Source organism: Sphingobium xenophagum NBRC 107872 (assembly GCF_000367345.1).
GTDB lineage: Bacteria > Pseudomonadota > Alphaproteobacteria > Sphingomonadales > Sphingomonadaceae > Sphingobium > Sphingobium xenophagum.
On record NZ_BARE01000014.1, the window covers coordinates 33,208 to 60,201 of the forward strand.

Consider the following 26,994-nt stretch of genomic DNA (forward strand, 5'->3'; position numbering starts at 1 on the left):
CCTGTAACGAGAAACGGGGCGGGATTTCTCCCGCCCCGCCCTGCTTTTAGAAGCGCCAGCCGACGCTGGCCACGACCTGATGCCGGTCAGTGTCGATGTCGAATTCGCTGCTGGTGGCGCCGTCCATAAAGTCGATATGGGCGCTGTCATATTTGGAGTAGCGATATTCCAGCTTGGCAAAGGTGTTCTGGTTGATGGCGCGCTCCACGCCGCCACCGATGCGCCAGCCGTCGAGCTTGAACGCGGTGTCGGTCGTTTCGTCGGTATCGCCCGCCAGCACGTTGAGCTTGGTGTTGGTGTAGCCGCCTTTCACATAAACCAGCGTATTGGGGCTGGCGAGGATACCGGCGCGCGCGCCGATATAGAGGTCACGGCCCTGGCTCACCCGGCCGAAACCGAACTGGTCGGTCAGGTCGTAACGATCGCTCTTGGCGGTCGAGTCGGTATATTCGCCTTCGACGCCTACGACCGCGCTGCCCAGATTAATGTCGTAGCCAGCGCCTACGCCGTAGAGCAGGCCGTCGATCGACTGATCGTCGCGACCATTATTATTGTCGATATCGCTGCCCGCGCCGACATGGTCATAGCCCAAAATCGCTTCGACGCGCGGGCCGGTAAAGGTCGGGCCGACGTCCTGGGCCAGAGCAGGTGTGGCGACCGCGGTTCCGGCCAGAAAGGTTGCGACCACAAACTTACGCATATGCTTAACTCCAATTGTCATTCACGCCCCGCAGGGGTGAGACGTTGAAGCCGGAACAAAGCCGTTGGTTTCATGAACCTAAGATAAACAAGGACTTATGTTGCCGAATTGGCACAGTTCAGGCCGTTTCGTCCCCGTCCTGAGTGCTGGGAACGACGAGCCGATCGCACGCCGTTCAGCGTTCCACCGCATCGACGGCGTCGATGTGATCAATAATCCTTCGACACGCGCACGTTGGCGCTTTCGCGGCCCAGCGTCGATATGGCGCCAAGCAGCGATAGCCAGCGCGTGACCTGATATTCGATCCGGGTCGCGCTGTATCCCTGCCCGTCGGTGATCAGTTCGACATAGGTTTTGCGGGTCAGATATTTGCCCGCCGCGATCGACGTCCCCTGCCCCTGCGTCGGATCGGCAGCGATGATGCGCAGCCGGTCCAGCCCCGCTGCCTTGCGCACCGCATTGATCGGGTCGAGCCCGCCGCCGCCCTGCAACGAACCGACCGCAGAAGCGAGTTGCAACGCTTCGGGCGCGGACAGGTTGGTGATCGACGTGCCAAAGAGGATGCGGGACAGAAGTTCGTCCTGCGGCAGCGCGGGAACGCTGGTGAAGGTGATTTCGGGCTTCAGGCCGGTACCGCCGACATGGATGGTGGCGGTAAGATCACTGACGTCGGCCTGCGCGTCGATGTCCAGCGTCGGGTTGACGGGGGTCTTGCCGTCAAACTGGATGCGCCCTTCGCGCAGGTCGAACCGGCGCCCGGCAAATTCATAGCCGCCGCGCACCAGTTCCGCCCGGCCCGCGATCGCCGGGTTGGTGACCGTACCGCCAATGTCGAGAATGGCGCGCCATTCGCTGTCGAGGCCAAGGCCGGTGACGGTCAGGCGGTTGCGCGCCCGCGCCTTGATCGCCAGCGCCCAGGGGACGTTGGCGCGCACCCGCTCAACCTCCTCGCCACGCCTGTTGATTTCGGTCACCGCCAGTTCCGGAATCTGCGCCACGGCGGCGGCGCGGCCCAGCGTGAAGCGGCTCTTGTTGAGCGTCAGGTCGCCGCCGATCGTCCCGCCCACACCATCGGAACGCAGGGTGATCGGCCCGGTGACCGTGGCGGCAATATCGTCCCGTTCCAGCAGGGCGGCATTGTCCGCCTGCATCGCAAGGTCCATGCCGACGCCCGCTATGCCGTTGAAGGTGAAGCGCCCGGTGCCGCTTACGCTGCCGCCATTTTGCGCGGTCGCGGCAAAGCTGGAAATGACCAGTTGCGCGCCGGAGAAACGCCCGCGCGCCTTGACATTTTTCAGGCGCATGCCGGTGACGGGGCTGTTGATCGCGGCATTTTCGGTCGCCAGCGATCCGGTGATCTGCGGGTTGCCCAGCGTGCCGCGCATGTCCGCGGAAACATCGACCGGGCCACCGATGTCGACAATTTCCACCCCGGTCAGCCGCCACAGCGTGTCCGCCGTGCCGCCATAGCGCAGCTGCGCGAAGAGTGGCGCGCGGTTGAGCCGTTCGACCAGGCCGCCTTCGCGCCCCAGCGGATTGAGCAACGCCTGCGCCCGGCCGATCGTCTTGCCATCGGCAACGAAGATCATGCGGGTGGCGAGACGATCCGCCGTCAGCGCGGCGTTGACGCCGACATCGACCGGGCGGGAACTCAGGGACAGGCCAGACCGCGACAGGCCACGGATGCGCAGTTCCGCGGTCCCCGTCGGCAGGCCGCCGCCGCGCGGCTGGGCGTAGCTGAGCGAACCTGTCGCGGTGCCGCCCAGACCCAGATTGTCATAGCCAATGTCGAGCAGGGACAGCGGCAGTTTCTGCATCCGCGCCTCGACATGGGTGGACGCGCTGCCCAGTTCGCCCGCCAGCTGCAATGATCCGCCCGCATAGCTGATGGTAGCAGGCGACAGGCGCCAGCCATCATCGGTACGGGTCAGCAGCGCCGCGCGGGTCAGGCGGATGGGACGCTTGTCGACAGTGCCGCCAGCGGTCAGGCGGATTTGCTCGGCATCGACCTGCGCTTCGCCCTGTATGTCGAAGATGCGGCCGCGCTGCCCGGACAGGCTGCCGCGTATCTTGCCCTGACCATCGACCAGATCGGCATTGGCGGCAAAGCGCCCCAGCAGCACCCCGCCGACGCGCAGGCCCCGCGCCTGCGCCGTGGCTGTCAGCGTCGTGCGCGAAGGATCAAGCAACATCGTCGCATCCAGCGTGCCGCGTCGCACCGCGATGACGGTCGGTCCGTCGAAGCTGGCATCGTTGGCGGTCAGTTTGAGCTGGACCTGCTGGATCGCATCCACTGGCTTCAGGCTGATATAGCCCGTCACCGGGCCGTTAACCGCCAATTGGCCGTCCAGCCCGCCGGTCACCGGGCGAATATCACCGCTGGCGGTGACGCCGGACACGTCGATCCGCGCGATGCGGACCACCGCCTGTCCGCCCTGCGGCAGCAGGATGACGCCCCGGCCGGTGAAGGGACCAAGGGTCGATCCGCCCGCAGCGGTATAGCTGTATCCGCTTGCATCGGGGATCAGCTTTGCGCGCACGTCGCGCAGGCCCAGCGCCTTCATCGGGCTGGCCAGCAGCACATCGATGGTCGGGCGGTCGATCCTGCCATCCAGCGTCAGCCTGACCGGACCATATTGGCCATGCCGCCCCTGCCCCTCCAGATGCATCGTGCCGTCGCGATGGCGCAGGCCATTGCCCGTCAGCGTCAGCAGCGGCGCATCAAGCTGCAAATTGGTGAGCGCCAACTGGCCATCGGGGCGCAGCGCGAGCGCGCTGCGAACGGTCGGCAGGCCGCCGCCCAGCGTACGCAGAAATTCATTGTCCAGCCGCCGCACCCGCGCCAGCGCATTGCCGCTCAGGCCAAAGCTGCGATTGGGACCGGGCACTGCGCGCAATTTCGACGTCAGGTCGACGATGCCGAAGCCACGAATGGCCAAACCGACAATCTGGCCATCCAGACCAAAATCATACCGACCTGTCTGGAGGTCGGCGAGCATCAGCAGCTTGCCGCGCAACTTGTCCGACCGCACGTCCATCGGATTGCTGACAATCTGCTGGCCCTTGATCTGGAGCACGCCGTCGAGCGCGAAATTGCGGACGATCCCTTCGACCAGTTCGCCCTGCCCATCGAGCCGCGCGGCGCGCAGGCGTACCGGGACCAGCGCCGGGCCATTTTCCGACCGACGCCCCTTGCCATCCATCCGCACGGTGCTGATCACCGTCTTGTCGAACGCCAGTTGGCGGGCGGTGAGCAGATATTCATAGCCCAGCGTCGCGAATGCACCGTCCAGACGGATTTTCGCCGCGACATCCTGCCCGCGCATAGTCTTGAACAAGGCCTGTGGACGGGCGAGCTTCAACTGCACCAGCATATTGTCGAGCGCATTGTTGCGCAGGTCGATCGCCCCGTCGGCTTCCAGATCGATCGCGGCGGAACGGAGCCAGAGGCGACCGTCAATCACCCGGTCCACCATCGTCCCGTTGGCGCGCACGACCAGGCGCGGCGCGGCAATACGCTGGACAAGGCCATTGCCGACGATCGCGCCGCCCTCGATCGAACCACGGGCCGAATAGGCGCCCTGGCGCGCGGCCAGCACGAAATCGGCGACGGGCTGGGCATCGAGCGTGGCGGACAGGCGACCGTCCCAACGGCTCCAGCCGCCCTTGCCGCCGATGCGCAGATTGGCGTCCTGCTTCAGGCCCGCCATCGCCGCCAGGACGCCGCCCCTTGGCGCATTGACCGTGACGTCCAGGCGGAAACGATCATCGTCGGGGCGACTGTCGAGCGCGATGGTCAGCGCGTCCTGCCCGTCGATCACGCGGGCGGTCAGATCTATGATCGCACGGCCGCCGCGAATGTCCGCGTCGCCCGCCATCGTCGCCTGCTGCGCACGGCCAGTAATGCCCGGCGCGATCGTCAGCCGACCGACCGAAAATTCCATCAGCCGGATGTCGAAACCGGGAAGGATCGGCCCCTGCTTCCGGCTGGGATTGAGCTTGGGCAATTTGTGCAGGGTGGCGCGCGGGATCACCAGCCGGTCGATGTCCAGCCGGTTATAGGCCCAGGCGAAGGGCCACCAGTCCAGTTCGACCCGTGGCGCGTCGAAGAAGCGGCCCGTCGGGTCGGACAGGGTCAGATTGTGGAGAACGGCCTTGTGATAAATGCTGCCATCGATCCGGTCGACCTGGATGCGCAGGCCCGATGGCGGTTTGATCGTCGCGATCCGGCTGATGAGGAAGCGATGGCCGGGCGCCGTGTCGAGCCAGGCCAGCGCGCCAGCGACGATCAGCAGCAAAGTGACGATGATGCCCAGCACCCAGCGCTGCCAGCGTCCATCCCAGGCGCGGCGGCGATGCGGCTTCTCGGCGGGCGCTTCGTCCACCATCAGAAGGCTTGCCCCAGCGACACATAGACGGCGACGCGCGGATCGCCCTTTTGCGGGTTGATCGGCGTACCGACGTCGATGCGGATCGGGCCGAAGTTGCTATAATAGCGCAGCCCAAGCCCGGTGCCGATGCGCAGGTCGCGGAAGCGCGGCAGGAAGGTGGTGGAGATATTGCCTGCATCGATGAAGGGCACGACGCCGAAATTGCCAAAGCGCACCCGCCCCTCCAGCGAGAATTCCGCGAGACTCTTGCCGCCGACCGGGTCGTTGTCCACGCCGAAACGCGGGCCGATCGCCTGATAGCCATAACCGCGAACCGACGCGCCGCCGCCCGCATAGAAGCGCCGCGACGGCGCGATCTGATCGACGGTGGAGCCAAGGATCGTGCCAAAGCGCGCACGGGCCGCGACGACGAGCTTTTCGCCCATCGGCTGATAGATGCTGCCATCCACCTGCACCTTGGCATAACCGAAGGTTTTGTCCTGAAAGGAAAGTTCGGGACTGAACCGGCCACCCAGACGAAAGCCCTTGGTCGGGTTGAGCAGATCATCGCTGCCGTCATAGGTCAGGCTTAACGGAATTGCGCCGATCAGGAAGGTGCGCCGCGCACCGCCGCTGAAGGCATCGGCTTCGTCGGAAGCGATGAGTTCCGCGCCGATGCGCCACACCCAGTCCTTCTGGAACAGGATGTTCGTCTGCCGCTCCAGCCCGCCTGCCAGGGTGATGGTACGCGCGTCATAGGCGTCGCGCCGGATGTTGCTGACCGACAGCAGGCCGGTCAGCACATTGTCGCGGCGGTGGAAATTGTTGCGGCGATAGGTGAAGGACGCGGTCTGTTCCTGCGTGCCGACGACGCCGCGCACCGTTACCGCGCCTTCGGGCGGGAAGAAATTGCGGTGCTGCCAACTGACTTCAGCGCGATAGCCTTCGCCCGTGCCATAACCCAGCTGCCCCGCGATGGTGCGTAGTGGCGCGGGGCGGACATCGACTGCCAGATCGACATGGGAACCATCGCCCGCCTCTTTGGGCGTCAGGTTGACCGAGGAGACAAGCCCGGTTGCGACGATGGCGCGGCGCAGATCCTCGACATCCGACGCCTTGTAGGGATCGCCGGGATGGAAGCGGGCGATTTCCTGAACATGGTGCGCGCTGAACAATTTTTCGTTGTTCATGCGGATCGCGCCAAAGCTGCGATAGCCGCCCGGCGTGATGATGATGTCAAGGTCGCCCTTGCGCTCCTCATGGTCGATCCGCACTTCGGGTTCATCGACCTTGGCAAAGGGGAACCCGGTTTCGGCCAGCACTACGGACAGCGCGTCGCGCCCGGCCAGAATGGCGTCGGCATCGACCGGATCGCCAACCTTGGGCGGGAAGGCGGCGCGCAATTGCGCTTCCTTGTCGCCGGTTTCGGCAAGGCCGGTCAGATCGACCGAATCGAGCAGATATTGCGTGCCGGGGACAATGTCGAAGCTGACGGCCAGGCGATCGCTGCCCGCTGGCGGCGCGGCAACCGCGCCCCGGATGCGCGCGGCATAATAGCCCTTGGCGCGCAGCAGCCGGTCCAGCAGTTCATTATCCTCTTTGATGCGACGATTGATCTGCGCGAGGTTGGCGGGCTTGCCATCGCCCTGCCGCAGCGCCGACAATTCCTCGAAGCGCTGCTTGAAGGTCGCATCGGCAATCGTGTCGATGCCGTTCAGTTGTACGGTGTAGCGCCGCTCCTCCCCCGCGTCAGCAAAGGTCGCGGCTTCCTCGACCGGCTCGACCGGCTGGGCGGCGTCAGGGAGAGCGTCAGGCGTCGCCACCTGGGTATCAGCCGGGTCGGCGGGCAGCGGCTTCACCCTGTCCTCCTGCCCCATGTCCGGCCAGTCCAGGCCGATGTCGGGCATGGTGTCGAGCGACTGGTCCGGCACGGCTTGCGGTGGCGCGACGGACTGCGCCAGCGCCCCGCCCGGACAGGCGAGCAACATAGGAACAAGCAGGAGCCGTGCGGAATGCGGGCGGCCAGGAGGGCGGCGAAAGGTCCGCAAACCATGGGTCATGGCGATGGTCTAGACCAAATATGGGCGAAAGCGCCAGCCTTAGAAGCGGTAGAATGCGGCCAGTTGCCGCGACACGATCAGAAGGCGCTGTGCAGGCGATCGATCAGCGCGCGCGCCGGATTGGCGTCCCTGACCGTGGCCGGACCCAGCATCATGTCCATCCGGTCCTGCAATCGCGCGACGCGATCGTATAATTCCTGGCTCGCATCGATCAGCGACCGCGCCATGAAAGGAAAATCGGCGGCGAGTTCGGGCGGCGTCTGGGTCGCGCGGCCAAGCCGATATTTCTCGTCCGACAGATCGGCATCGCCAATCTCGCCCCGCTGCCAGGCCCGCTGGCTGAGCAGCCAGGCGATGATGTGCATCAGCCGGGTGGTCACTTTCAGCGATTCGCAGGCGAAGGAGACGCGGCGCAGCGGATCGCTCATCCCCTCGTCCAGGCTGTTGCTGCCGTCGAAATAGGACCGTGCCTCGTCAGCCATGACCATGGCTTCGAGATACAGGCCGTCGACCAGCCGCCGGTGAAGGCCACGATCCAGAAAAGCTGCGCTCTGCATGCAGGATGACTGACATATTATCGCAACCTTGTCAGGCCCATCGATGCGCTTTTAGCGGGGGCTGTCCCATTCAGGGCCGGTTAGCGCGACGTTAACCACAAAATCCCGCGCCAGCACCGATTTACGCGATGATGTCGGGCACCAGCCCGTCTTCCAGCTGCGCAATCTCGTCGCGCAGGCGCAGCTTGCGTTTCTTGAACCGGGCAATCTGCATCTGGTCGCCCGCACCCGACTCCATCAGCACGGCAATCGCGCTGTCGAGGTCGCGATGCTCCACCCGCAACAATTCCAGGCGGCGCATAATATCTTCCCTACTCACTGCGCCCCCGATCCGTCACCCACGCTCGTCATGTCCCCTGATACCCTGCCGCCCGGACGCGGGCCATCGCAAATTTTTCTCATTCAGGCGCAGCGTGCGAATCAGCGCGAGACACGATGATTATTTCATGATCTACTTCGTCGTCCATCACCCCTCATCTGGAGAATGTTATGGAAAACAGCCACATTTCAGCTCTTTCTGCCAAGCACGCAGGTATCGACGCCCGAATCAAGGCGGAGACGAGTCGGCCTATGCCCGACGCTATTTTGGTGGCTTCGCTCAAGAAGCAGAAATTGCGGTTGAAGGAAGAACTGGAAGCGCAGCACTAAGCATCAAGCGCGCTACGGGAGGAGGCCGGGACACGGCGGCTACAGGCTGCCGGTCCGGCCCTTCGCCTTCATTCCGCTCCACATTTTCAGACAATAAAAAGCCCCGCAACCAACAGGTAGGCGGGGCTGTTTATTTCCGGACTGGATCAGCGGCGCAGCAAGCCGCGCTGGTGCAGCCGCAGATAATCGGGCACCGTCTGTTGCGCCGCGCCCGTCGAAACAGGCTTGCGCGCCAGTTGCGGGTCGATCGGCTCGTCAAAGGCCAAACCAATCTTGTCCCCGCGCGCCCAGGCGACGGTGCCGGTCATCTTGCCGATGCCGCGCAGTTCAAATTCCACCTTGATGCCCGCCGGAACTCCCCGTTCGCAATCGGCCATCAGGCCGGTGGCCGACAGGTTGCGGACGCGGGCCTTGCCCAGCGGTACGCCTTCGGGCGTCATGAAACTGGTCAGCAGGAACAGGCTGTCACGCGGCGCGGCGCGGGCCGGTCCCCGATCGGAAGATTCCTGTTGGTCGTTCATGCCAAGACCCGCGAATAAAATGCCAGATAATTGGCGGGCACCATAGGCGCGGGGGGATGGAGAAAGGGTTAATCGTCGCGGGAAATCTTCTCTTGCCGCTCATGCCGTTCCTGCGCTTCGACGGTCATGGTCGCGATCGGCCGGGCCTCCAGCCGACCCAGCGAAATCGGTTCGCCGGTGACTTCGCAATAACCATATTCGCCGTCCTCGATCCGGCGGAGCGCCGCCTCGATCTTGGAGATCAGCTTGCGCTGGCGGTCGCGGGTGCGCAGTTCGATCGACCAGTCGGTCTCGCTCGATGCGCGGTCATTCAGGTCGGGTTCGCGAAGCGGCTCATTCTGAAGGACGGCAAGCGTCCCTTCGGCTTCGGCATGGATCTGCTTTTTCCAGTCCCACAAGCGCTGCCGGAAATATTCCAGCTGCAACGGGTTCATGAATTCCTCATCGGCGGAAGGCCGGTAGTCTGCAGGAAGTTCGACAGTCGATTTGGGCGGCTTGTCGCCGTCTTTATCGGAATTCAGGACCGATGCCATCTGGCTCTCCGACTCGGAGGACGCCGGCGCTTAACGACCGGGCGCCCATGACTTTTCATTGAAGGCGCGTCATAGCGACGGGCGAAGGGCGACACAAGCAGGCAATATTGCTGCGGTTCGTTTTCATCGGGGCTTGACGCCGGCGCAGCCGAGTCCCGCGCGCAAGGCAAATCGGCGAAACGCATCAAGCGATTTTTACCTGGCTCGCGACAGTCGTTCCATAGTGGGACGTTAACCATTTCCCTTTGGAAGAAGGTAGGATTTTCCTCGACTTGAATATCACATTCAGGGTTAACAGCGTTGCAGTTAACGCTTTCTTTTGCGTTCTTACGCATAGGAAGTTCCTACCAGCCCATCATTGGAAAAAGCCAATGCCGGGTCAGGGGGCAACAAAGTAAAGAGTGGATCCTATGTCGGTACGGATGGCATTGGCTAAGTTATGCGCCTGCACTTGCGGCGGAGCGATCATTGGCGGTGGCGCGGTGCATGTCGCCGAAAATGCGCGGCCGGCAGTGGTTCATAGCAGCAAGAGCACGAAGGCGGCAGCGCCGCGCAAACGCTATGCCGTGCGGACAGTGAAGCGCAAGGTGGTGCGTACGGTGAAAACCAGCACGCCGCGCACCGTCACGGTCGTCACGCAACAGGCTCCCATTCCCCTGCCTGCGCCGATGCCGATGGCCGAAATGCCGGTCATGTCCGGCGGCGGTGGCGCGGTTCCTGTCGTCATGGGCGGTGGCGGCGGCTTTGGCGGCGGCGGCTTCATCGGCGGCTTTTTCGGCGGCGGTGGCGGCGGCAGCGGCGGCGGGTCGGTGGTGATCTCCTCGACCAGCAGCTCGACCGGCGGCATCAGCAGCTCGACCAGCTCGACCACTGGCGGCGTATCGACATCGACCGGCGGGGTTTCGACTTCCACCGGCGGCGTGTCCACGTCAACGGGTGGCGTGTCCACCTCCAGCGGCAATGTGTCGACATCGAGCGGCGTTTCGACGTCGAGCGGTAATGTCTCCACGTCGAGCGGCAATGTCAGCAGCAGCTCGTCCTCGTCCAGCTCCAGCTCGTCATCCTCCTCCTCCTCGTCCAGTTCTTCATCGAGCAGTTCGGGCGGATCGAGCGGCGGCAAGCCCGGCAAGCCCGGCCATGGTCATGGCCATGATCACGGGTCGAGTGGCTCCAGCGGCAGTTCGGGATCGAGCGGCAGCAGCGGTTCGTCGGGCAGTTCCGGGTCGAGCGGCAGCAGTTCGTCGTCCTCTTCTTCGTCATCCTCGTCGAGCAGTTCCTCCTCGTCGGGCGGATCGTCCAGCTTCGGCAGCACGGGCAGCAGCGGATCGAGCGGCAGTTCGGGGTCGAGCAGTTCCTCCTCGTCGAGCAGCAGCAGCTCTTCTTCCTCGTCCAGCAGCTCCAGCGGTGGATCGAGCAGCAGCAGCGGCGGCACGGACGTCCCTGCCCCGCCGATGATCCTGCTGTTCGGCGCAGCCGCGGTCGCACTGGTCGCCCGCCGTCGCTTTGCCGATCGCAAGGCCGACAAGGCCGCCTGACCCGTCAGGCGATGACATGAAAAAGGGCGGCTCCCGGTATCGGGGGCCGCCCTTTTTCGTTTGATGCTGATGCGCTTTTGCAAAACCCGTTACCGGAACGGTCCTCCCCTTGCAGGGGAGGATGGGCGCAAAGGGCACAGGATCAATTGTCGGCAATGATCCGTTCAATGTCCGCGATCGGATGATTGACCAGATCCTTGGCGATCTCGCCTGCCAGGCGGCTTTCGACTTCCTTGTGATAATGTTTGCGCATTTCGCCCAGCGTGCCGGGCGGGGCGACGATGATCAACTTTTCATAATCATTGGCGAAGGCGCGATGCTTGAGGATGTCGGCGGCCTGCGCGGCAAAGCGATCCTCCTCCAGATCGTGAAAATTGGTTTCCGACATGGCGCTGCGATGGCCGCCCACCGAATTGAACGCGCGGCCGGGCGTGTCGCTGCCCTGTTCGCGATCGGCCGGGTTATCCTGCTTCTCGACCTGCTCGGTTTCCAGGCTGGGAATGGCGGCGTCGCCCTTGTTCCGGAAAAACAGCATCTTGCGGCCGTCAGCTACCAATATGAGCGCGTCCTGTTCTATCTGCATCGCCTGGTCCTTTTCATTTTAACGGATGCCTGTTCAACGATCGGCAGCGCGCAGGGTTGCGTGGCTCGTCGCACGACGGCATAGGACTGGCCCATGCACGACATCCGTTTCATCCGCGAAAATCCCGCCGCTTTCGACGCTGGCCTGGCCCGGCGCGGGCTGGCCCCCTTGTCCGCCGAGATATTGGCGCTGGACGAGCAAAGCCGGGCGATCAAGACGCAGTTGCAGGTCGGACAGGCCCGCCGCAATGAGGCGAGCAAGCTGATCGGCCAGGCCATGGGCGCGGGCGACAAGGACAAGGCGGAAGCGCTGAAGGCCGAAGTCGCGGCGATCAAGGAAAGCACCCCCGCTCTGGAAGCGCAGGACCGGGAAGTCGGCGACGCGCTGGGCGCGATGCTGGCCGCCATCCCCAACCTGCCCGCCGACGATGTGCCGCAGGGCGACGATGAAGCCGACAATGTGGAAGTCAGCCGGTGGGGCACGCCCCGCGACTTCGACTTTGCGCCGCAGGACCATGCCGATTTCGGCCCGGCGCTGGGGCTGGATTTTGAGGGCGGCGCGGCCCTGTCCGGCGCGCGGTTCACTGCGCTGCGCGGCCAGATGGCGCGGCTGCACCGGGCGCTGGCGCAATTCATGCTGGACCGGCAGACGGCCGAGAATGGCTATGAGGAGGTCAACCCGCCGCTGCTGGTGCGTGACGAGGCTTTGTTCGGCACCGGGCAATTGCCCAAATTCGCCGAGGATCTGTTCAGGACCACCGATGGTCGCTGGCTGATCCCGACCGCCGAAGTCAGCCTCACCAATCTGGTCGCGAACCAGATCGTGCCGCTCTCTGACCTGCCCGTCCGGCTGACGGCGCTGACCCCCTGTTTCCGTTCCGAAGCCGGGTCCGCCGGGCGCGACACGCGCGGCTTCATCCGCCAGCACCAGTTCGAGAAGGTCGAGCTTGTCGCGATCTGCGCGCCCGACGAGTCAGAGGCGGAGCATGAACGCATGTGCGCGGCGGCGGAGGGTATCCTTCAGGCGCTTGGGCTTCCCTATCGCAAGATGCTGCTCTGCACCGGCGACATGGGCTTTGGCGCGCGCAAGACATGGGATCTGGAAGTCTGGCTGCCCAGCCAGAACACCTATCGCGAGATCAGCTCTGTTTCCAACTGCGGCGATTTTCAGGCGCGGCGGATGAACGCGCGCTACAAGCCGGAGGGAGAGAAGCAGACCCGTTTCCTTCACACGTTGAACGGATCGGGTCTGGCCGTGGGCCGCACATTGGTAGCGGTGCTGGAAAATTACCAGCAGGCCGACGGCAGCGTGATCGTGCCGGAGGCGCTGGCGCCCTATATGGGTGGGGTGACGCGCCTGACGCCAAAGGCTTAGCCGTTCGCCCTGAGCGAAGTCGAAGGGCCATGCCGAGCGCTAGCGAGGCGGCTTCGCTTCGCTCAGCGGAAGGCTTCGACAAGCTCAGCCCGAACGGAGTTGTTTATTCCATGCGTATCCTGCTCACCAATGACGATGGCGTTCACGCGCCCGGCCTCAAAGTGCTGGAAGCCATCGCCCGCCAATTTTCCGACGATATCTGGATCGTCGCGCCGAGCGAGGAACAGTCGGGCGCGGGGCATAGCCTGACGCTCACCCGGCCCCTGCGCATCCGCAAGCATGGCGCGCAGCATTACAGCGTCACCGGCACGCCGACCGACGCAGTGATGATGGCCGTGGGGCATTTGATGAAGGACGCGCGGCCGGACCTCATCCTGTCGGGCGTCAATCGCGGCGCCAACCTGGCGGAGGATGTGACCTATTCGGGCACCGTCGCCGCCGCGATGGAAGGGGCGATTTCGGGGATCAGGTCGATTGCGCTGAGCCAGGTCTATGCGCGTGAGGGGATGGGCGACACGGTGCCCTTTGCCGCTGCGCAGGCATGGGGCGCAAAAGCCATCGCCCCGCTGATCGCCATGCCGCCTTCGCGCCGGATGCTGTTCAACGTCAACTTCCCGGCGATAGAACCCGACGCGGTCAAGGGCATCCGCGTCGTGCGGCAGGGCTTTCACGATGTCGATCGCACGAAGATCATCGAAGGGACCGACCCGCGCGGCTACCGCTATTACTGGTTCAGCCTGGGCAGCAGCGATGCAGTGCCGGAGGGGAGCGATCTGGCGGCGATCGCGCAGGACTATGTCACCGTTACGCCCCTCCATTACGACCTGACGCAGGACAGCGCCATGGCGGCGACTGCAGCGGCGTTCGGGCAATAGCGGCAGGGGGTGGCAAGCGCGGCGCGATGCGATAGACAGGCGGCGATGTCACGTCCGCTTCTTCCATCCGCCATGTTGCTCGCGCCGCTGATACTGGCCGCCTGTATCCCCATGGAGGCCCGCAACGAAACGCCCCCGCCCCGGTTGAATGCCGACGCGGCCACTGTCGAACTGGTGGAAGCCGAGCCGGTATGGACCGCGCAGCAGGTGGTCGCCAATGCGCAAACGGTGGCGACGTCCACCTATGTCGTCCAGCCCGGCGACACGCTGCGCGGCATCGGCAATCGCACCGGCGCGGGATCGGAAGCGATTGCGCGCGCCAATGGGCTGACACCGCCCTTTGCCATCCGCATCGGCCAGAAACTCACTATTCCCGGCGGTCGCTATCATCTGGTGGCGGAAGGGGAGACGGGCATCGCCATCGCGTCCGCCTATGGCGTGGCGTGGAGCCGCATCGTTGCCGCCAACGGCCTGACGGAACCGTTCATGCTGCGGCGCGGACAACGGCTGCTGTTGCCGGGCGAGGCTCCGGCGACGGCCCCCAGCCTGGAGCAGCGCGCCGCCGCGTTCCATATCGACATTGATGATGTGCTGACCGGCGGCCAGCCAGCGGCGGCAGAAAATGCGCCGGTGGCGGTCGCTTCGTCGCAGCCGCGCCCGCTGCCAAGCAACGTGCCGATCGCCCAGCCCGGCAGCTTTGCGGGGCGTTTCGACTGGCCGGTCAAGGGCAAGCTGCTATCGCGCTTTGGCCCCGGCGAAAGCGGCGCGAAGAATAATGGCATCGATATTGGCGTCCCCGCCGGCACGCCGATCCGTGCGGCGGCGGACGGCGTTGTCGCCTATGCGGGCGACCGGGTGGCGGTGTTTGGCGGGCTGGTGCTGATCAACCATGGCAGCGGCTGGGTCAGCGCCTATGGCCATGCCAGCCGCGTGGATGTGGTGCGCGGCCAGAAAATCACGCGCGGCCAGACCATCGGCCTGACCGGCGACACCGGCTATGCCAGCCAGCCCAAGCTGCATTTCGAATTGCGCAAGGACCGGGTGCCGGTAAATCCCGTTACGCATCTGCCGACCGCGCCATGAGGATAAACCGGGGATCATCGCGGACTACCGAAGGCTTTTTGCGGCGGCGCTCCTCCCTGCCGATGTGGATGGACCTGAGCTGGCGCGTCGGCCTGGTATTCGCGCTGATCGCAGTGGTGCTGCTGCTCCACTGGGTCGGGCGGGACGGGCTGAAGGACAATCTCGACAATCATATCAGCTTTGTCGATGTGCTCTATTTCACGACCGTCACCGTGACGACGGTGGGCTATGGCGACATTGTCCCGGTCACACCCGAAGCGCGATTGTTCGAATCGCTGTTCGTCACGCCGATCCGGCTGTTCGTGTGGCTCATTTTCCTCGGCACAGCCTATTCGCTTTTCCTCCGCAACATCCTCTACAGGTGGCGCATGGCCCGCATACAAGCCGATCTGCACAATCACATCATCGTCACCGGCTTTGGCACCAGCGGGCAGGAAGCGGTGCATGAACTGCTGGCGCGCGGCACCGACCCGCGTGAGATCGTCGTGATCGACGGCAGCGAAGCCGCGCTGGAACTGGCCGAGGCGCAGGGGTGCAATATATTGTGCGGGGATTCGACCCGCGACCGGACGTTGAAGGATGTCGCGATCCACCGCGCGCGCAGCATGATCGTATCGGCCGGGCGCGACGATACGTCGATCCTGATCACGCTGTCCGCCCGCCACCTCGCCCCGCGCCTGCCGATCAGCATCGTCGTGCGGAACGAGGATAACGAACTGCCCGCGCGGCAGGCAGGCGCGACCACGGTGATCAACCCGGTCAGCTTTGCCGGGCTGCTGCTGGCGGGCAGCACCAGCGGCAAGCATATTGCCGACTATATGGCCGATCTGGCGGCGTCTGGCGGACGGGTGAAGCTGAACGAGCGCTTCGTTAGCCCGCAGGAAATTGGCGGGCCGCTGTCCGCCATCACCACCGGCCTTGGCGTGCGCATCTATCGCGACGATAGGCCGATCGGTTTCTGGGAGCCGGGCGCGCAGCAGCTTCAGACCGGCGACCTGATCATCGAGATTGTCGAGAGCGACGGTCTGGGGACAGGCGGCGAACCGGCCTGAAAGAGCGCGCCAATCGCGCGGCGTGACATTCCGCGCAAAAATCCCTATGTGCGCGGCCATCATGGCAACCAAATTTCCTGACGCGCCGAAAATCGGCATGGTTTCGCTCGGCTGTCCCAAAAACCTGGTGGACAGCGAACGCATCCTGACGAAGCTGCGCTCCGACGGCTATCAGATGTCCGCCGACTATGCCGGCGCCGACGTCGTGCTGGTCAATACGTGCGGCTTTCTCGATTCGGCTAAGGAGGAATCGCTGGAAGCGATCGGCGAGGCGATGGCCGAAAATGGCCGCGTCATCGTGACGGGCTGCATGGGGGATGAGGCAGACCTGATCCGCGCGAAATTCCCGCAAGTGCTGGCCGTCACCGGCGCGCATCAATATGAGCAGGTCGTCAATGCGGTGCATGACGCATCGCCGCCCGTCCCCAACGCCTTTGTCGACCTGGTGCCCGAAGGCGGGCTGAAACTGACGCCGCGCCATTACAGCTATCTGAAGATTTCCGAAGGCTGCAACCATCGCTGTTCCTTCTGCATCATCCCCTCGATCCGGGGCGATCTGGTGTCGCGGCGGATCGACGCGGTGCTGCGCGAGGCGGAGAAGCTGGTCGCGGCGGGGACCAGGGAATTGCTGGTGATCAGCCAGGATACGTCGGCCTATGGCGTCGATACGCGGCATGAGGCGCGGTCGTGGAAAGGCCGCGACGTGCGCGCGCACATGACCGACATGGCGCGCGAACTGGGGCAGCTGCGTACCGCCGAAGGGCGCGCGCCCTGGGTACGGCTGCACTATGTCTACCCCTACCCCCATGTCGATCAGGTCATCCCGTTGATGGCCGACGGGCTGCTGACGCCCTATCTCGACATTCCCTTCCAGCACGCCGCCCCCAGCGTATTGAAGGCGATGAAACGCCCGGCCAATGAAGCCAAGGTGCTGGACCGCATCCATAAATGGCGCAGCATCTGCCCGGACATCACCATCCGCTCGACCTTCGTGGTCGGCTTTCCCGGTGAGACGGAGGCGGATTTCCAATATCTGCTCGACTGGCTGGATGAAGCGCAACTCGACCGTGTCGGCGCGTTCCGCTTCGAGCCGGTCGAGGGTGCGGCGGCCAACGCCCTGCCCGGCGCGGTGCCCGACGAGGTCAAGGAAGAACGCTATCAGCGGATCATGGAAAAGACCGCCGCGATCAGCGCCGCCAAGCTCTCGGCCAAGGTCGGCCGCGTGCTGCCGGTAATCGTCGATGAAGTGGGCGAACCGGACGAAGAGGACGGCTCGATCGGCGCGACTGCGCGCTCACAGGCCGACGCGCCGGAAATCGACGGCAATGTTTTCCTGCGCGATGTCGGCGAAGGACGGAAGGCTGGCGACATGATCGACGTCACAATCGAGGATGCCGACGAGCATGATCTCTATGGGGTGCCGGTTTAACATTCATCCTCCCCTGCAAGGGGAGGACTAACGCGCATGACTTTTCGTTATTCCTCCAACGTCATCCTGAATTTATTTCAGGATCCATCATGCGCCAAAAGCCGCCGCTGGGGACGAGAAATGGATGCTGAAACAAGTTCAGCATGACGATGAAGATAGGGGCAGCAGTTCCATTTGCGATAACTCTGCCTTCGAGGGTAGGATGGGAAAGCAGGGCAAATCACCTTACCCTGCCACGAACCCGTCCTGATATTCCGTCTTGATCGCCTTGCGCATCGTCGCATCGACCGGCAGCGCGACCTCATATGTCCCTTCCGCATAAGGCCCGGCGCTGTAGGGGCCGACCACGACGGTCACGCCGTCGATCAGCTTGCCGTCCTTGGACGTCAGCACCAGCACCTGTTCCATCGGATCGATGCACTGGCTGAATTCATCGGCGTCCCGCACCACCGGCGCACCGCGTTTTTCCGCGCGTTGCTTGTCGAGTTCGGCGCAGAAGCGGTCGCGGATGGCGGCGGCGAAGGCGGCGGGCGTGGTCATCACCGCCTTGACACTGGTTTCGCGGCTGCGCGCCTTGTCCCATAGCAGGCTGTCATAGCCGGTCATGCCGTGCGCGCCGCCGGTAAAGACGTAGGTTTGCGACTGGAGCGCCAGGAAGCGCGGGGTATCGGCCGACACGCTCCATTCCGTTTCCAGGCTGTGCGCGCGAAACGGATAGCCGGCCTGCTTGGCGGACGCGCTGTCATCCTTCGCCATTTTGAGCGCATCGGCCTTGGACGTCGTCAATTGCTTGTCGAACTTGTCGACCAGCGCGGGGATGGCCGCCGCCTGCGCCGGATAGGCATAGGCGAATTCCAGCAGCGCGCTCTTGTCCGTCTGCTTGAAGGGTTTGGCCGGGGGAGCCGGTGGCGGCGTTCCCGCCATCCTGTCGGCAAAGCGCGTCGCCGCGACATTGGCCGCATCATTGCCGCCCGCCTCCTCGTGCGAGGGGCTGCAAGCAACCAGCAGCATCGCGGCGACACCCAAAAGCCCCGCCGACCGGGCCAGTTCCCCCTGCCGCATCAGTGCGCCCGCGCAGCGCGGCAGCGTTCGCCGATCGCCTTGCGCGCATAGTCGCTTTGCAGCGCCTGCCCTGCATTGGGCCAACCCTCGGCGATCAGCGCCTGTTCGACGGCATGGCCATTTTCAAAACGGCCGCTTTCCGCCAGCACATAGGCACGGGCGCGGGCGGCCTGGAGGCCGCGGTCATCGGAATGAATCATCGTCTCTCTCCTTGGCATTTTGCGATGCGGATGAAGCTAGGCCTCAGCGGCGCGGGACGCAAATGGGGAAAGGGCGACATGTGCGATGCGGGCGATGAAATTTCGCGCTTTCCATCCCTTGCGCCTTTCTCCTAAACCGACCCCATGACCGATTATTCAGCCCTGCTTAAAGCCGACAACGACCAGCCCGCCCGTTCGATCCACCTTGTCGAGGCGGCGGGCTATGACGACTGGCTGGCGGCCCAGCCGGATCGGGTCCGTGCGATCGCGGCGGCGCAGAAATTTCAGGGGAAGCCGGGTGAACTGGCGATCGTGCCGGGCGAAGCCGCAGGCGACTGGTGGGTGGTGGCGGGCATCGCCAACAAGGCCGCGCCCGGCCCTTGGTGCCTCGCGAAACTCGCCGAAACCCTGCCCGAAGGCATGTATCGACTGGCCGAAGGATCGCCCGATGCGGCGGCCCTTGGCTGGCTGACGGCGCATTACCGGTTCGATCGCTACCGCAAGGACGAAAACCCGGTCGCGCCCCGCGTGCTGCTGACCAGCGACGTGGCACGGATCGAATCGACGGTGCAGCTGGCGCAGGCGATCGCGCTGGTGCGCGACCTGGTCAACACGCCTGCCGCCGACATGGGGCCGCCCGATCTGGAAGCCGCCGTGACGCAACTGGGCAAGACGTTCGGCGCCAGCGTCAGCACGACCCGCGGCGATGCCCTGGAACAGGGCTATCCGATGATCCATGCAGTGGGCAAGGCTGCGGACAAGAGCTTCGCGCCGCGCCTCATCGAACTGACATGGGGCGATCCGGCAGCGCCCCGCATCGCGATCATCGGCAAGGGCATCTGCTTCGACAGTGGCGGGCTGGACATCAAGCCTTCGTCGGGCATGCGCCTGATGAAGAAGGATATGGGCGGCGCGGCCCATGCCCTTGCGCTGGCGCAACTGATCATGGGGGCGCGTCTGCCGGTGCGGCTGCACCTGCTGATCCCGGCGGCGGAAAATGCCATCAGCGGCAACGCCTTCCGCCCCGGCGACATATTGCGCACCCGCAAGGGGCTGACGGTCGAGATCGGCAATACCGATGCCGAAGGAAGGCTGGTGCTGGGCGACGCGCTGACCCGCGCTGGCGAGGAGAAGCCGGAACTCATCATCGACTATGCCACGCTGACCGGCGCGGCGCGGGTCGCGGTGGGACCGGACCTGCCCGCGCTGTTCGCCAATGACGATGCGCTGGCGACGGAGATGGCGGCGGCTGGCACGGCGGTAGATGACCCGACCTGGCGGCTGCCCCTGTGGGACGGCTATGCCGACATGCTGAAGTCCGACATTGCCGACATCAACAATGCGGGCGAAGGCGGATTTGCCGGGGCGATCACCGCCGCGCTCTTCCTCAAACGCTTCGTGCCGGACGATGTGCCCTGGCTGCATCTCGACACGTTCGCCTGGCGACCGAGCGCGAAACCGGGCCGGGCGAAGGGTGGCGAAGCATTGGGATTACGCGCGGTTTTCCGACTGTTGCAACAGCGATACGGGCGTGATTGATATTGCACGAGAATGTCGGCGTCCGTTACGCAACCGGATTGTGCATCGTGCGTTAAGGCCACATGAACGCTCATCCCGCCACCGATCTTTCGCCCGCAATCGACCGGCCCGGCCTGCTGCCGCTGACCCACTGGATGCGCACCCTTGTTGACTATGTCCGGTCGGGCAAGCCCGATCTGACCAACCGGCAGATGGCGCTGATGCTGACCGTCTATATTGCCGCCGGGCCACATACGGTAAGGGGTCTGGCCGAGGCGCTGCATGTGTCAAAGCCCGTAATCACCCGCGCGCTCAACAAATTGTCGGCCCTTGGCTATCTGCGCCGCGAACGCGATGTCAGCGACCGGCGCAATATTTTTATCACCCGGACCACCAAAGGGGCGGAATTTCTTGACGCCTTTCACCTTTTCATCGCAGGAACCGCGCGCGATGACAGGTACGAACAACCCCGCGCGGAACGAACCGCCTGAAAGAACCCGTTTCAAGCTCGACGGGCGTTCCGTCGCGCTCGACCGCCGCGTTCATGCGGCGCGGGGTGACCTGGCCGATCTGGCGCTGGCGGGGACGTTATTTTCCGCCCATTACGCCCGCGCCGTCCCGCTCACCTGCGTCGCGCCCGGCTCGCCAATCCTGACCGCGCCATCGGCGACGGGCGAAGCCGTCAGCGAATTGCTGCGCGGCGAGACATTTCATGCGCTGGACGTGATGACCGACTGGGCCTGGGGCTTTTGCGGGCATGACGGTTATGTCGGCTATATCCGTCGGGAAGCGCTGGACGTGCTGGAACCAGTGAGCCACCGGATCACCGTCAACACCGCTCCGCTGTTCAGCGCGCCGGACATCAAGGCGCCGATCGCTGACTACTGGCCGGGCGGCGCGCTGTTTTCGGGTGAGGCGGAGGATGGCTTCATCGCCTGCGCCGAAGGCTTCATCCATATCCGTCATGCCACCCCGCTCGACACGATCGCCGCCGATTGGGTCGCCGTGGCGGAGCGCTATCTGGGCCAGCCCTATGTCTGGGGCGGGCGCGGGCATCGCGGCATCGACTGTTCGGGGCTGGTGCAGGTCGCGCTCGGCCAGTGCGGCATATCCGTACCGCGCGACACGGACCTGCAATGCGAAGGGATCGGCAATCCGATCGACAGCGAGGCCGTGTTGCAGCGGGGCGACATCCTCTTCTTCCCCCGCCATGTCGGCATCATGATCGACGGCAAGACCCTGCTGCACGCCAATGCACACTGGATGGCGGTGGTCGCGGAACCCCTGGCCGACGTGGTCGCGCGGCTGGCCGGGGATCATGCCCAACCCATCATCGCGCGGCGGAGGATCGGCGCATGACGACACAGGTTTTCATCGACGGCGGCGTCGGCACCACCGGCATCGAAATCGCCGACCGGCTGGCCGGACGCCCCGAATTGTCGCTGATCCGTCTGGACGAGAAGGATCGCAAGGATGCGCGCGCGCGCCGCGATGCACTGAACGCGGCTGACGTCGTGATCCTGTGCCTGCCCGACGATGCTGCGCGCGAAGCCGTGGCGCTGATCGACAATGACCGCACCTGCGTTATCGACGCATCGACCGCGCATCGGGTGGCGGATGGCTGGACCTATGGCTTTCCCGAACTGGAACCGGGGCATCGCGAGAAGCTGGCCGCCAGCCGCTTCGTCGCCAATCCGGGCTGCTGGCCGACCGGCTTTCTGGCGCTGGTGCGGCCGCTGACGCTGGCCGGTCTCCTGCCGGCCGACTGGCCCGTCACCGTGTCGGGCGCGTCGGGCTATTCGGGCGGCGGCAAGGCGATGATCGCGGAATATGAAGGGGCCAACGGCGCGCCGACCGCTCTGCGCGCCTATGGCCTTGGCCTAGCGCACAAGCATGTGCCGGAAATGACCCGCTATTCCGGGCTGGCTCACGCGCCGCTGTTCGCGCCCGCCGTCGCCAACGCCTATCGCGGGATGCTGGTGGAAGTGCCGTTGCAATTGCGCGCGATGCCCGGATCGCCCACGCTGGCGGACGTCCATGCGGCTTTGGCGTCGGCCTATGCCGGATCGCCGATCGTGAGCGTCGCCGCGCTGGCCGACAGCGACGCCATGGGCAAGATCGATCTGGAACAGGTTGGCGCGACCGACCGTCTGCAACTGTTCGTGTTCGGCAACGCTGCCGCCGGTCAGGCGCGGCTGGTCGCGGCGCTCGACAATCTGGGCAAGGGCGCGGCGGGCGCGGCGGTGCAGAATCTCAACATATTGGCGGGACTGCCCGAAACCGCCGGATTGCGCCTCTAGGACTTCAAACCCGTCGCGGGTCGACCGTCAGTGAATCGTGCCCAGCGGCTGATCATGGGTCAGCAGCACGATCAGGCGTTCGATCTGCCGCCAGTGGCAAAAATGGATATGGTTGCCCACGTCCAGGCTGCGGTCGGCGCGGGCAGCGGCTTCATAACCGGCATTTTCGCCGAACAGCGCCATCAGTTCGGCGGCGTCCTCATAGCTCTTTCGGCCCGAAAGATATGGCAACTGCATTGCGACCCCCATTATATTTCCGGCGACACCCATTGGTTCGCTCCCTTGTTCAATCCCCGTGCCATTTCAACGCTTTGACGGGGTTGGCGGCATGCGAGGGTGAACAGGTCATTAGCCAAGTCCCACGATGGGACAAACATCCCGCAACGGCACGGCCAGTCCCGAAACGACGCCCGTGGCCCTGTGACAGCAAAGCCGCTGGCCTTGTCGCATCGTCCATGGCAAGGGGCTGCGCATGAGCAATGACAGGAAAGAACCGACCGGCGCGGGCGCGATCATCGCCCTCCTCATCCTGGGGGGGGCGATCATTGGCGGGATGATGGGCCAGCCCAGCATCGGCCTGCTGGCGGGCGTGGCCGCTGGCGTGCTGATCGCCGTGCTGTTGTGGCTGCGCGACCGGCGCAAATAAGCGTCGAAACTGCCGCCCATCCACCTTGCCCGATGCGGCACGGCGACATAGATGTGGGGGATGAACAAGCATCTGATCGCCCTCCCCCTCGTCGTCCTCACGCTGGCCGGCGGCGCATTCCTCTATCTTGCGCAAGGGGACACGGCCCAGTTGCCACCCGGCGCGGACACGGGGCGCGAACCGGTATTCACCGGACCGCGCAGCGAGATGATCCCGACGGTCAATATCGCCGAAGTAAAGCCCTGGACCGCTGGCGAAGCGCCGGTGCCCGCCAAGGGGCTGGCCGTCGCCCGTTTTGCCGACGGACTGTCCCATCCCCGCTCCATGCTGCGCCTGCCCAATGGCGATGTGCTGGTGGCCGAAACCAACAGCCCGCCCCGCCCGACCGGCGGCATCGTCAACCGGGTGATGAATTATTTGATGAACAAGGCGGGCGCTGGCGATCCATCGCCAAACCGCATCTCGCTGCTGCGCGACGCCGATGGCGACGGGCGGGCCGAAACCAGGACAGCCTTCCTGACCGGGTTGAATTCGCCCTATGGCATGGCGCTGCTGGGCAATACGCTGTTCGTGGCCAACACGAACGCGCTGATGGCCTTCCCCTACAAGCCGGGCGATACGAAGATCAGCGCACCGGGCCGCAAGATATTGAACCTGCCCGCGCAGGCCCCCAACATGCACTGGACGCGCAGCCTGACCGTCAGCCCCGAAGGGATGCTCTATGTCGGCGTCGGGTCCAACAGCAATATCGGCGAAAACGGGCTGGAAACGGAAGCCAATCGCGCAGCGGTGCTGGAGGTCAATCCCAGGACCGGCGATTATCGCATCTGGGCGTCGGGCCTGCGCAACCCGGTGGGCCTGGCCTTCGAACCCAAGAGCGGCGCGCTGTGGGGCGTAGTGAATGAGCGCGACATGCTGGGCAGTGACCTGGTGCCTGACTATCTGGCGCGGATCGAATTTGGCGGCTTCTATGGCTGGCCGTGGAATTATTGGGGCGGGTATGAGGATCGTCGTGTCCAGCCGCAGCGCCCGGAAATCCGCGAATATACCAAGCGTCCCGACTATGCGCTGGGCAATCATGTCGCCGCGCTGGGTCTGACCTTCGCTGACAAGGTGACGCTGGGCGCGCCCTATACCGACGGCGCGTTCGTCGGCCTGCATGGCAGCTGGAACCGCAAGCCTGCCGCAGGATATAAGGTGGTGTTTGTCGGCTTCACCGATGGCGAGGCGGGCAAGGCCAAGCCGGTCGATGTGCTGACCGGCTTCCTCGACCAGGATGGCAAGGCCCATGGTCGCCCGGTCGACGTGACCGCCGACGCCAAGGGCGCGCTGCTGGTCAGCGACGATGTCGGCGGCGTGGTGTGGCGGGTGACGAAAGGGAAGTGATCCCCAGATCCGTTCGCTTCGAGCGAAGTCGAGAAGCCTTGGCTAGTGGTCCGATTCTGACATTTGCTACCTTATGGGATAAGGCGTGTTCAAATGTCAGAATCTTTTCGGACCTCTAGCAATCTTTGATCCTAGTGGATTTTACGATTTTGACTTTTGCAGACCCATCCCAGCCGCCAGGGGATGCAAATGTCAAAATCAATCCACTAGACGTTTCTCGACTTCGCTCGAAACGAACGGATATATGCTTGTTACACGCGCAACCCGTTGCGGCCCGCCAGTTCGACGACATATTGCCATGCCACCCGCCCGGACCGGCTGCCGCGCTGGGTCGACCATTGGACCGCCTCCATCGGATCGAAACAGATGCCAAGCTTGTCCGCATAGCCGCGCACGATCGCGACATAGGCGTCCTGATCGAGCGCGTGGAAGCCCAGGCTCAAACCGAACCGATCAGACAGCGCCATCCGGTCATCCACCACGTCGCGCGGATTGATCGGGTCATCCTGCTCCGACAGATGCCGGGGCACGATATGGCGGCGGTTCGACGTCACATAGAGCCGCACATTGGCCGGGCGCGCCGCCGTGCCCCCCTGCAACAAGGATCGCAGCGACCGGGCATCGCCCACCCCTTCGTCAAAGCCCAGATCGTCGAGGAACAGGATGAAGGGCCGGTTCGTGCCGCGCAGCAAAGAGAAAAGCGTGGGCAGGCTCGCCAGTTCGTCGATCGCGCATTGCAGCAGGGCGATGTCCCGGCCCTCCCGCTGCAACTGGCCGACGACGGACGCCACCACCGCCGACTTGCCCGTCCCGCGCGCGCCCCATAGCAGCACGTCATGCGCCGCGTGGCCCGCCGCATGACGGCGGCTATTGTCGAGCAGCGCGCCCTTTTGCGCGTCGATCCCGGTCAGCAGGTCGTAATCCACCGGCGCGAATGCCTCCACCGCCCGGATAGCCCGACCGTCCCATACATAAGCAGGCGACGCGGCAAGATCGGCGGACGGCGCGGGCGGCGGCGCGAGCCGTTCCAGCGCCTCGGCAATGCGGATGAGGAGATCGTCGGTCATGCCGGGGACTTACCGGGCGAGCGACAGCGCGGCAAGCCATGGCGCGCCTCGCATCCGCTCCTCTCGTCAGCCCATGTCATGCGACTGACGCAATGGCCTTTTACTCGGTCGGTTCGCCGTCTATATCGCGGGGGCCGTGACCATCCCAAATCCAGCCTATTCCACCCGATCCTGCCGCTACGGCGCAGAATCCCTGCGCGAGGCGGCGTTGCTGATCCGCGCTGGTGAACCAGTCGCGGTGCCCACCGAAACCGTCTATGGCCTGGCCGCCAATGCAACCGACAGCCACGCCGTCGCCGCCATCTACAGCGCCAAGGGGCGACCGAGTTTCAATCCGCTGATCGTCCATGTCGCCGACCGGACGATGGCCGAGCGGCTGGCGGATTTCTCGCCCGTCGCCAACAGTCTGGCGGATCGGTTCTGGCCGGGACCGTTGACGCTGGTGCTGCCGGTCCGGGCCGACAGCGGCCTCTCCCCGCTGGTGATGGCGGGCCTGCCCACGGTGGCGCTGCGCTTGCCAGCGCACCCCGCGATGCGCGCGCTGATCCGCGAAAGCGGACGGCCTCTTGCCGCGCCATCGGCCAATCGCAGCGGGTCGATCAGCCCGACACGGGCCGAGCATGTGCTGGCCAGCCTCAATGGCCGGGTGCGCTTGATACTGGATGAAGGGCCGACCAGCGAGGGCGTGGAATCGACCATCGCCGCGCCGGAGCATGATCATGTGCGGCTGCTGCGCCCCGGTTCAGTGACGGCGGCGATGCTGGAGGAAGCGACCGGCCTGCCCATCCTGATCGGCAAGGGCGAAACGAAGATCGAAGCGCCGGGCCAGTTAGAAAGCCATTATGCGCCGTCCAAGCCGGTACGGCTCGACGCCATGCGGGCGGAGCGGGACGAATATCTGATCGGCTTCGGCCTGATGCCCTGCCACATCAATCTCAGCCCGGAGGCGGACGTCCGGGAGGCGGCCGCCAATCTCTTCGCCGCGCTGCACATCGCCGACGCGAGCGCGCAGCAGCGCATCGCCGTCGCCCCCATCCCCGAAAGCGGGATAGGCGCGGCGATCAACGACCGGCTGAAACGCGCGGCGGCTTAGAGCGGCGCAATTCCACCTGCGGGGGTCGGGATTGCAGTCGAAAGTCGTTGTTTAATCGCAATTGTCGTAGCCAGCATCCCTGCACTGGCGGCGGCGTTCCTTGTCCGCCTTCTTGCGCGCCTTGCCATCACGCGCTTCCTGCTCGCGCATCTTGCGACCATAATTGCGGTCGGCCTCGTCCTGGCTGGTCGTTGCCCAGTCCGCCGCCTGCGCGCCCGCGCGCACCGGCATGGTGGCAATGTCCAGCGCCGTCTTGGCAATACAGCCGGGCAGAGCCAGCAGCATCAGCGGCGCGGCCAGCATCATCATCTTGTTCATCTTCAGTCCCCCGACGTGGTTCGCCGCCCTACTGGCATAGCCCATCTTAACCATAGCCTAAGCTGGCTACAAAAAGCGGTAAAG

Annotated in this window: 28 protein-coding genes; 13 read left to right on the forward strand and 15 right to left on the reverse strand. The window is 64.7% G+C overall.

What is annotated here, in order from left to right; all coding sequences use genetic code 11:
- Window positions 1–46: 46 nt before the first annotated feature.
- The 5 genes from SX1_RS08195 to SX1_RS08215 all read right to left on the reverse strand — a co-directional run bounded on the left by SX1_RS08195 (window position 47) and on the right by SX1_RS08215 (window position 7,988).
- The gene (locus tag SX1_RS08195; RefSeq protein WP_019052594.1) at window positions 47–700 is read right to left on the reverse strand and encodes an outer membrane protein; all 654 of its coding nucleotides are present in this window, start codon (window positions 698–700) and stop codon (window positions 47–49) included.
- Between the two features lie 209 nt (window positions 701–909).
- A complete protein-coding gene (locus SX1_RS08200; RefSeq protein ID WP_019052595.1) occupies window positions 910–5,088 on the reverse strand; it encodes a translocation/assembly module TamB domain-containing protein in 4,179 nt (1,392 codons plus the stop codon).
- Window positions 5,088–7,130 (reverse strand): BamA/TamA family outer membrane protein, encoded by a 2,043-nt coding sequence (locus tag SX1_RS08205; RefSeq protein ID WP_026149589.1) that lies wholly within the window; start codon window positions 7,128–7,130, stop codon window positions 5,088–5,090. The genes SX1_RS08200 and SX1_RS08205 overlap by 1 nt, the downstream gene beginning before the upstream one ends.
- A 77-nt stretch (window positions 7,131–7,207) precedes the next feature.
- Complete coding sequence (locus tag SX1_RS08210; RefSeq protein WP_017184711.1) at window positions 7,208–7,687, reverse strand: DUF1465 family protein; 480 nt, start codon at window positions 7,685–7,687, stop codon at window positions 7,208–7,210.
- Between the two features lie 121 nt (window positions 7,688–7,808).
- On the reverse strand, window positions 7,809–7,988 hold the full coding sequence (locus tag SX1_RS08215; protein ID WP_017184712.1) for a YdcH family protein: 180 nt from the start codon (window positions 7,986–7,988) through the stop codon (window positions 7,809–7,811).
- 188 nt (window positions 7,989–8,176) lie between these two features.
- Here SX1_RS08215 and SX1_RS23745 point away from each other — a divergent pair, with 188 nt between their 5' ends.
- Window positions 8,177–8,335: a YdcH family protein gene (locus SX1_RS23745; protein WP_006966541.1), complete on the forward strand. Its 159-nt coding sequence runs from the start codon at window positions 8,177–8,179 to the stop codon at window positions 8,333–8,335.
- A 146-nt stretch (window positions 8,336–8,481) separates the two neighbouring features.
- Here the strand turns inward: SX1_RS23745 and SX1_RS08225 are convergent, their stop codons facing one another.
- From SX1_RS08225 to SX1_RS08245, 5 genes are all read right to left on the reverse strand, one after another.
- On the reverse strand, window positions 8,482–8,856 hold the full coding sequence (locus SX1_RS08225; RefSeq protein ID WP_017184713.1) for a PilZ domain-containing protein: 375 nt from the start codon (window positions 8,854–8,856) through the stop codon (window positions 8,482–8,484).
- A gap of 68 nt (window positions 8,857–8,924) precedes the next feature.
- Complete coding sequence (gene dksA, locus SX1_RS08230) at window positions 8,925–9,389, reverse strand: RNA polymerase-binding protein DksA (RefSeq protein ID WP_006966545.1); 465 nt, start codon at window positions 9,387–9,389, stop codon at window positions 8,925–8,927.
- Between the two features lie 559 nt (window positions 9,390–9,948).
- The gene (locus SX1_RS08235) at window positions 9,949–10,518 is read right to left on the reverse strand and encodes a hypothetical protein (RefSeq protein WP_019052597.1); all 570 of its coding nucleotides are present in this window, start codon (window positions 10,516–10,518) and stop codon (window positions 9,949–9,951) included.
- A 24-nt stretch (window positions 10,519–10,542) separates the two neighbouring features.
- A complete protein-coding gene (locus tag SX1_RS08240; RefSeq protein WP_157410125.1) occupies window positions 10,543–10,905 on the reverse strand; it encodes a hypothetical protein in 363 nt (120 codons plus the stop codon).
- A gap of 161 nt (window positions 10,906–11,066) precedes the next feature.
- Window positions 11,067–11,507, reverse strand: coding sequence for a host attachment family protein (locus SX1_RS08245; protein ID WP_017184716.1), 441 nt, complete (start codon window positions 11,505–11,507; stop codon window positions 11,067–11,069).
- 93 nt (window positions 11,508–11,600) lie between these two features.
- Here SX1_RS08245 and serS point away from each other — a divergent pair, with 93 nt between their 5' ends.
- The 5 genes from serS (at window position 11,601) to rimO (ending at window position 17,320) form a co-directional block, all read left to right on the forward strand.
- On the forward strand, window positions 11,601–12,881 hold the full coding sequence (serS, locus tag SX1_RS08250) for a serine--tRNA ligase (RefSeq protein ID WP_019052599.1): 1,281 nt from the start codon (window positions 11,601–11,603) through the stop codon (window positions 12,879–12,881).
- Window positions 12,882–12,991: 110 nt separating this feature from the next.
- Window positions 12,992–13,756 (forward strand): 5'/3'-nucleotidase SurE, encoded by a 765-nt coding sequence (surE, locus tag SX1_RS08255; protein WP_026149590.1) that lies wholly within the window; start codon window positions 12,992–12,994, stop codon window positions 13,754–13,756.
- Between the two features lie 72 nt (window positions 13,757–13,828).
- Window positions 13,829–14,839: a M23 family metallopeptidase gene (locus SX1_RS08260; protein WP_019052601.1), complete on the forward strand. Its 1,011-nt coding sequence runs from the start codon at window positions 13,829–13,831 to the stop codon at window positions 14,837–14,839.
- 62 nt (window positions 14,840–14,901) lie between these two features.
- Window positions 14,902–15,891: a potassium channel family protein gene (locus tag SX1_RS08265; protein WP_019052602.1), complete on the forward strand. Its 990-nt coding sequence runs from the start codon at window positions 14,902–14,904 to the stop codon at window positions 15,889–15,891.
- Window positions 15,892–15,937: 46 nt separating this feature from the next.
- Window positions 15,938–17,320, forward strand: a complete 1,383-nt coding sequence (gene rimO / locus SX1_RS08270; RefSeq protein ID WP_019052603.1) for a 30S ribosomal protein S12 methylthiotransferase RimO — start codon at window positions 15,938–15,940, stop codon at window positions 17,318–17,320.
- Between the two features lie 225 nt (window positions 17,321–17,545).
- Here the strand turns inward: rimO and SX1_RS08275 are convergent, their stop codons facing one another.
- Window positions 17,546–18,382 (reverse strand): PdaC/SigV domain-containing protein, encoded by an 837-nt coding sequence (locus SX1_RS08275; protein WP_019052604.1) that lies wholly within the window; start codon window positions 18,380–18,382, stop codon window positions 17,546–17,548.
- Complete coding sequence (locus SX1_RS08280) at window positions 18,382–18,582, reverse strand: hypothetical protein (RefSeq protein WP_017184723.1); 201 nt, start codon at window positions 18,580–18,582, stop codon at window positions 18,382–18,384. Before SX1_RS08280 ends, SX1_RS08275 begins: the two co-directional genes overlap by 1 nt.
- 144 nt (window positions 18,583–18,726) lie before the next feature.
- Between SX1_RS08280 and SX1_RS08290 the strand changes: the two genes are divergently transcribed.
- The 4 genes from SX1_RS08290 to argC all read left to right on the forward strand — a co-directional run bounded on the left by SX1_RS08290 (window position 18,727) and on the right by argC (window position 22,400).
- Window positions 18,727–20,121: a leucyl aminopeptidase family protein gene (locus SX1_RS08290; protein WP_019052606.1), complete on the forward strand. Its 1,395-nt coding sequence runs from the start codon at window positions 18,727–18,729 to the stop codon at window positions 20,119–20,121.
- A gap of 62 nt (window positions 20,122–20,183) precedes the next feature.
- A complete protein-coding gene (locus SX1_RS08295; protein ID WP_017184726.1) occupies window positions 20,184–20,591 on the forward strand; it encodes a MarR family transcriptional regulator in 408 nt (135 codons plus the stop codon).
- A complete protein-coding gene (locus tag SX1_RS08300) occupies window positions 20,551–21,459 on the forward strand; it encodes a C40 family peptidase (protein WP_019052607.1) in 909 nt (302 codons plus the stop codon). Before SX1_RS08295 ends, SX1_RS08300 begins: the two co-directional genes overlap by 41 nt.
- Entirely contained in the window at window positions 21,456–22,400 is a 945-nt protein-coding gene (argC, locus tag SX1_RS08305) for an N-acetyl-gamma-glutamyl-phosphate reductase (protein WP_019052608.1), read from the forward strand. The genes SX1_RS08300 and argC overlap by 4 nt, the downstream gene beginning before the upstream one ends.
- A gap of 27 nt (window positions 22,401–22,427) precedes the next feature.
- Here argC and SX1_RS08310 read toward each other — a convergent pair whose 3' ends face one another.
- Window positions 22,428–22,637: a hypothetical protein gene (locus SX1_RS08310; protein ID WP_017184729.1), complete on the reverse strand. Its 210-nt coding sequence runs from the start codon at window positions 22,635–22,637 to the stop codon at window positions 22,428–22,430.
- A gap of 235 nt (window positions 22,638–22,872) precedes the next feature.
- Here SX1_RS08310 and SX1_RS24480 point away from each other — a divergent pair, with 235 nt between their 5' ends.
- Window positions 22,873–23,046, forward strand: a complete 174-nt coding sequence (locus tag SX1_RS24480) for a hypothetical protein (RefSeq protein WP_019052610.1) — start codon at window positions 22,873–22,875, stop codon at window positions 23,044–23,046.
- Between the two features lie 60 nt (window positions 23,047–23,106).
- Window positions 23,107–24,432, forward strand: a complete 1,326-nt coding sequence (locus SX1_RS08320) for a PQQ-dependent sugar dehydrogenase (RefSeq protein ID WP_019052611.1) — start codon at window positions 23,107–23,109, stop codon at window positions 24,430–24,432.
- Between the two features lie 251 nt (window positions 24,433–24,683).
- On the opposite strand, the gene SX1_RS08325 is transcribed toward SX1_RS08320, so the two are convergent.
- Complete coding sequence (locus tag SX1_RS08325) at window positions 24,684–25,499, reverse strand: ATP-binding protein (RefSeq protein ID WP_019052612.1); 816 nt, start codon at window positions 25,497–25,499, stop codon at window positions 24,684–24,686.
- A 136-nt stretch (window positions 25,500–25,635) separates the two neighbouring features.
- Between SX1_RS08325 and SX1_RS08330 the strand changes: the two genes are divergently transcribed.
- Complete coding sequence (locus SX1_RS08330) at window positions 25,636–26,592, forward strand: L-threonylcarbamoyladenylate synthase (RefSeq protein ID WP_019052613.1); 957 nt, start codon at window positions 25,636–25,638, stop codon at window positions 26,590–26,592.
- A gap of 51 nt (window positions 26,593–26,643) precedes the next feature.
- On the opposite strand, the gene SX1_RS08335 is transcribed toward SX1_RS08330, so the two are convergent.
- Window positions 26,644–26,910, reverse strand: a complete 267-nt coding sequence (locus tag SX1_RS08335; protein ID WP_017182779.1) for a hypothetical protein — start codon at window positions 26,908–26,910, stop codon at window positions 26,644–26,646.
- Window positions 26,911–26,994 lie beyond the last annotated feature (84 nt).

What these genes read in the sequence shown, in the direction of transcription:
- SX1_RS08195 (WP_019052594.1), bottom strand. Translation starts at nt 700, where the DNA reads ATGCGTAAGTTTGTGGTCGCAACCTTTCTGGCCGGAACCGCGGTCGCC.
- SX1_RS08200 (WP_019052595.1), bottom strand. Translation starts at nt 5,088, where the DNA reads ATGGTGGACGAAGCGCCCGCCGAGAAGCCGCATCGCCGCCGCGCCTGG.
- SX1_RS08205 (WP_026149589.1), bottom strand. Translation starts at nt 7,130, where the DNA reads ATGACCCATGGTTTGCGGACCTTTCGCCGCCCTCCTGGCCGCCCGCAT.
- SX1_RS08210 (WP_017184711.1), bottom strand. Translation starts at nt 7,687, where the DNA reads ATGCAGAGCGCAGCTTTTCTGGATCGTGGCCTTCACCGGCGGCTGGTC.
- SX1_RS08215 (WP_017184712.1), bottom strand. Translation starts at nt 7,988, where the DNA reads ATGCGCCGCCTGGAATTGTTGCGGGTGGAGCATCGCGACCTCGACAGC.
- SX1_RS23745 (WP_006966541.1), top strand. Translation starts at nt 8,177, where the DNA reads ATGGAAAACAGCCACATTTCAGCTCTTTCTGCCAAGCACGCAGGTATC.
- SX1_RS08225 (WP_017184713.1), bottom strand. Translation starts at nt 8,856, where the DNA reads ATGAACGACCAACAGGAATCTTCCGATCGGGGACCGGCCCGCGCCGCG.
- dksA (WP_006966545.1), bottom strand. Translation starts at nt 9,389, where the DNA reads ATGGCATCGGTCCTGAATTCCGATAAAGACGGCGACAAGCCGCCCAAA.
- SX1_RS08245 (WP_017184716.1), bottom strand. Translation starts at nt 11,507, where the DNA reads ATGCAGATAGAACAGGACGCGCTCATATTGGTAGCTGACGGCCGCAAG.
- serS (WP_019052599.1), top strand. Translation starts at nt 11,601, where the DNA reads ATGCACGACATCCGTTTCATCCGCGAAAATCCCGCCGCTTTCGACGCT.
- surE (WP_026149590.1), top strand. Translation starts at nt 12,992, where the DNA reads ATGCGTATCCTGCTCACCAATGACGATGGCGTTCACGCGCCCGGCCTC.
- SX1_RS08260 (WP_019052601.1), top strand. Translation starts at nt 13,829, where the DNA reads ATGTTGCTCGCGCCGCTGATACTGGCCGCCTGTATCCCCATGGAGGCC.
- SX1_RS08265 (WP_019052602.1), top strand. Translation starts at nt 14,902, where the DNA reads ATGTGGATGGACCTGAGCTGGCGCGTCGGCCTGGTATTCGCGCTGATC.
- rimO (WP_019052603.1), top strand. Translation starts at nt 15,938, where the DNA reads ATGTGCGCGGCCATCATGGCAACCAAATTTCCTGACGCGCCGAAAATC.
- SX1_RS08275 (WP_019052604.1), bottom strand. Translation starts at nt 18,382, where the DNA reads ATGCGGCAGGGGGAACTGGCCCGGTCGGCGGGGCTTTTGGGTGTCGCC.
- SX1_RS08280 (WP_017184723.1), bottom strand. Translation starts at nt 18,582, where the DNA reads ATGATTCATTCCGATGACCGCGGCCTCCAGGCCGCCCGCGCCCGTGCC.
- SX1_RS08290 (WP_019052606.1), top strand. Translation starts at nt 18,727, where the DNA reads ATGACCGATTATTCAGCCCTGCTTAAAGCCGACAACGACCAGCCCGCC.
- SX1_RS08295 (WP_017184726.1), top strand. Translation starts at nt 20,184, where the DNA reads ATGAACGCTCATCCCGCCACCGATCTTTCGCCCGCAATCGACCGGCCC.
- SX1_RS08300 (WP_019052607.1), top strand. Translation starts at nt 20,551, where the DNA reads ATGACAGGTACGAACAACCCCGCGCGGAACGAACCGCCTGAAAGAACC.
- argC (WP_019052608.1), top strand. Translation starts at nt 21,456, where the DNA reads ATGACGACACAGGTTTTCATCGACGGCGGCGTCGGCACCACCGGCATC.
- SX1_RS08310 (WP_017184729.1), bottom strand. Translation starts at nt 22,637, where the DNA reads ATGCAGTTGCCATATCTTTCGGGCCGAAAGAGCTATGAGGACGCCGCC.
- SX1_RS24480 (WP_019052610.1), top strand. Translation starts at nt 22,873, where the DNA reads ATGAGCAATGACAGGAAAGAACCGACCGGCGCGGGCGCGATCATCGCC.
- SX1_RS08320 (WP_019052611.1), top strand. Translation starts at nt 23,107, where the DNA reads ATGAACAAGCATCTGATCGCCCTCCCCCTCGTCGTCCTCACGCTGGCC.
- SX1_RS08325 (WP_019052612.1), bottom strand. Translation starts at nt 25,499, where the DNA reads ATGACCGACGATCTCCTCATCCGCATTGCCGAGGCGCTGGAACGGCTC.
- SX1_RS08335 (WP_017182779.1), bottom strand. Translation starts at nt 26,910, where the DNA reads ATGAACAAGATGATGATGCTGGCCGCGCCGCTGATGCTGCTGGCTCTG.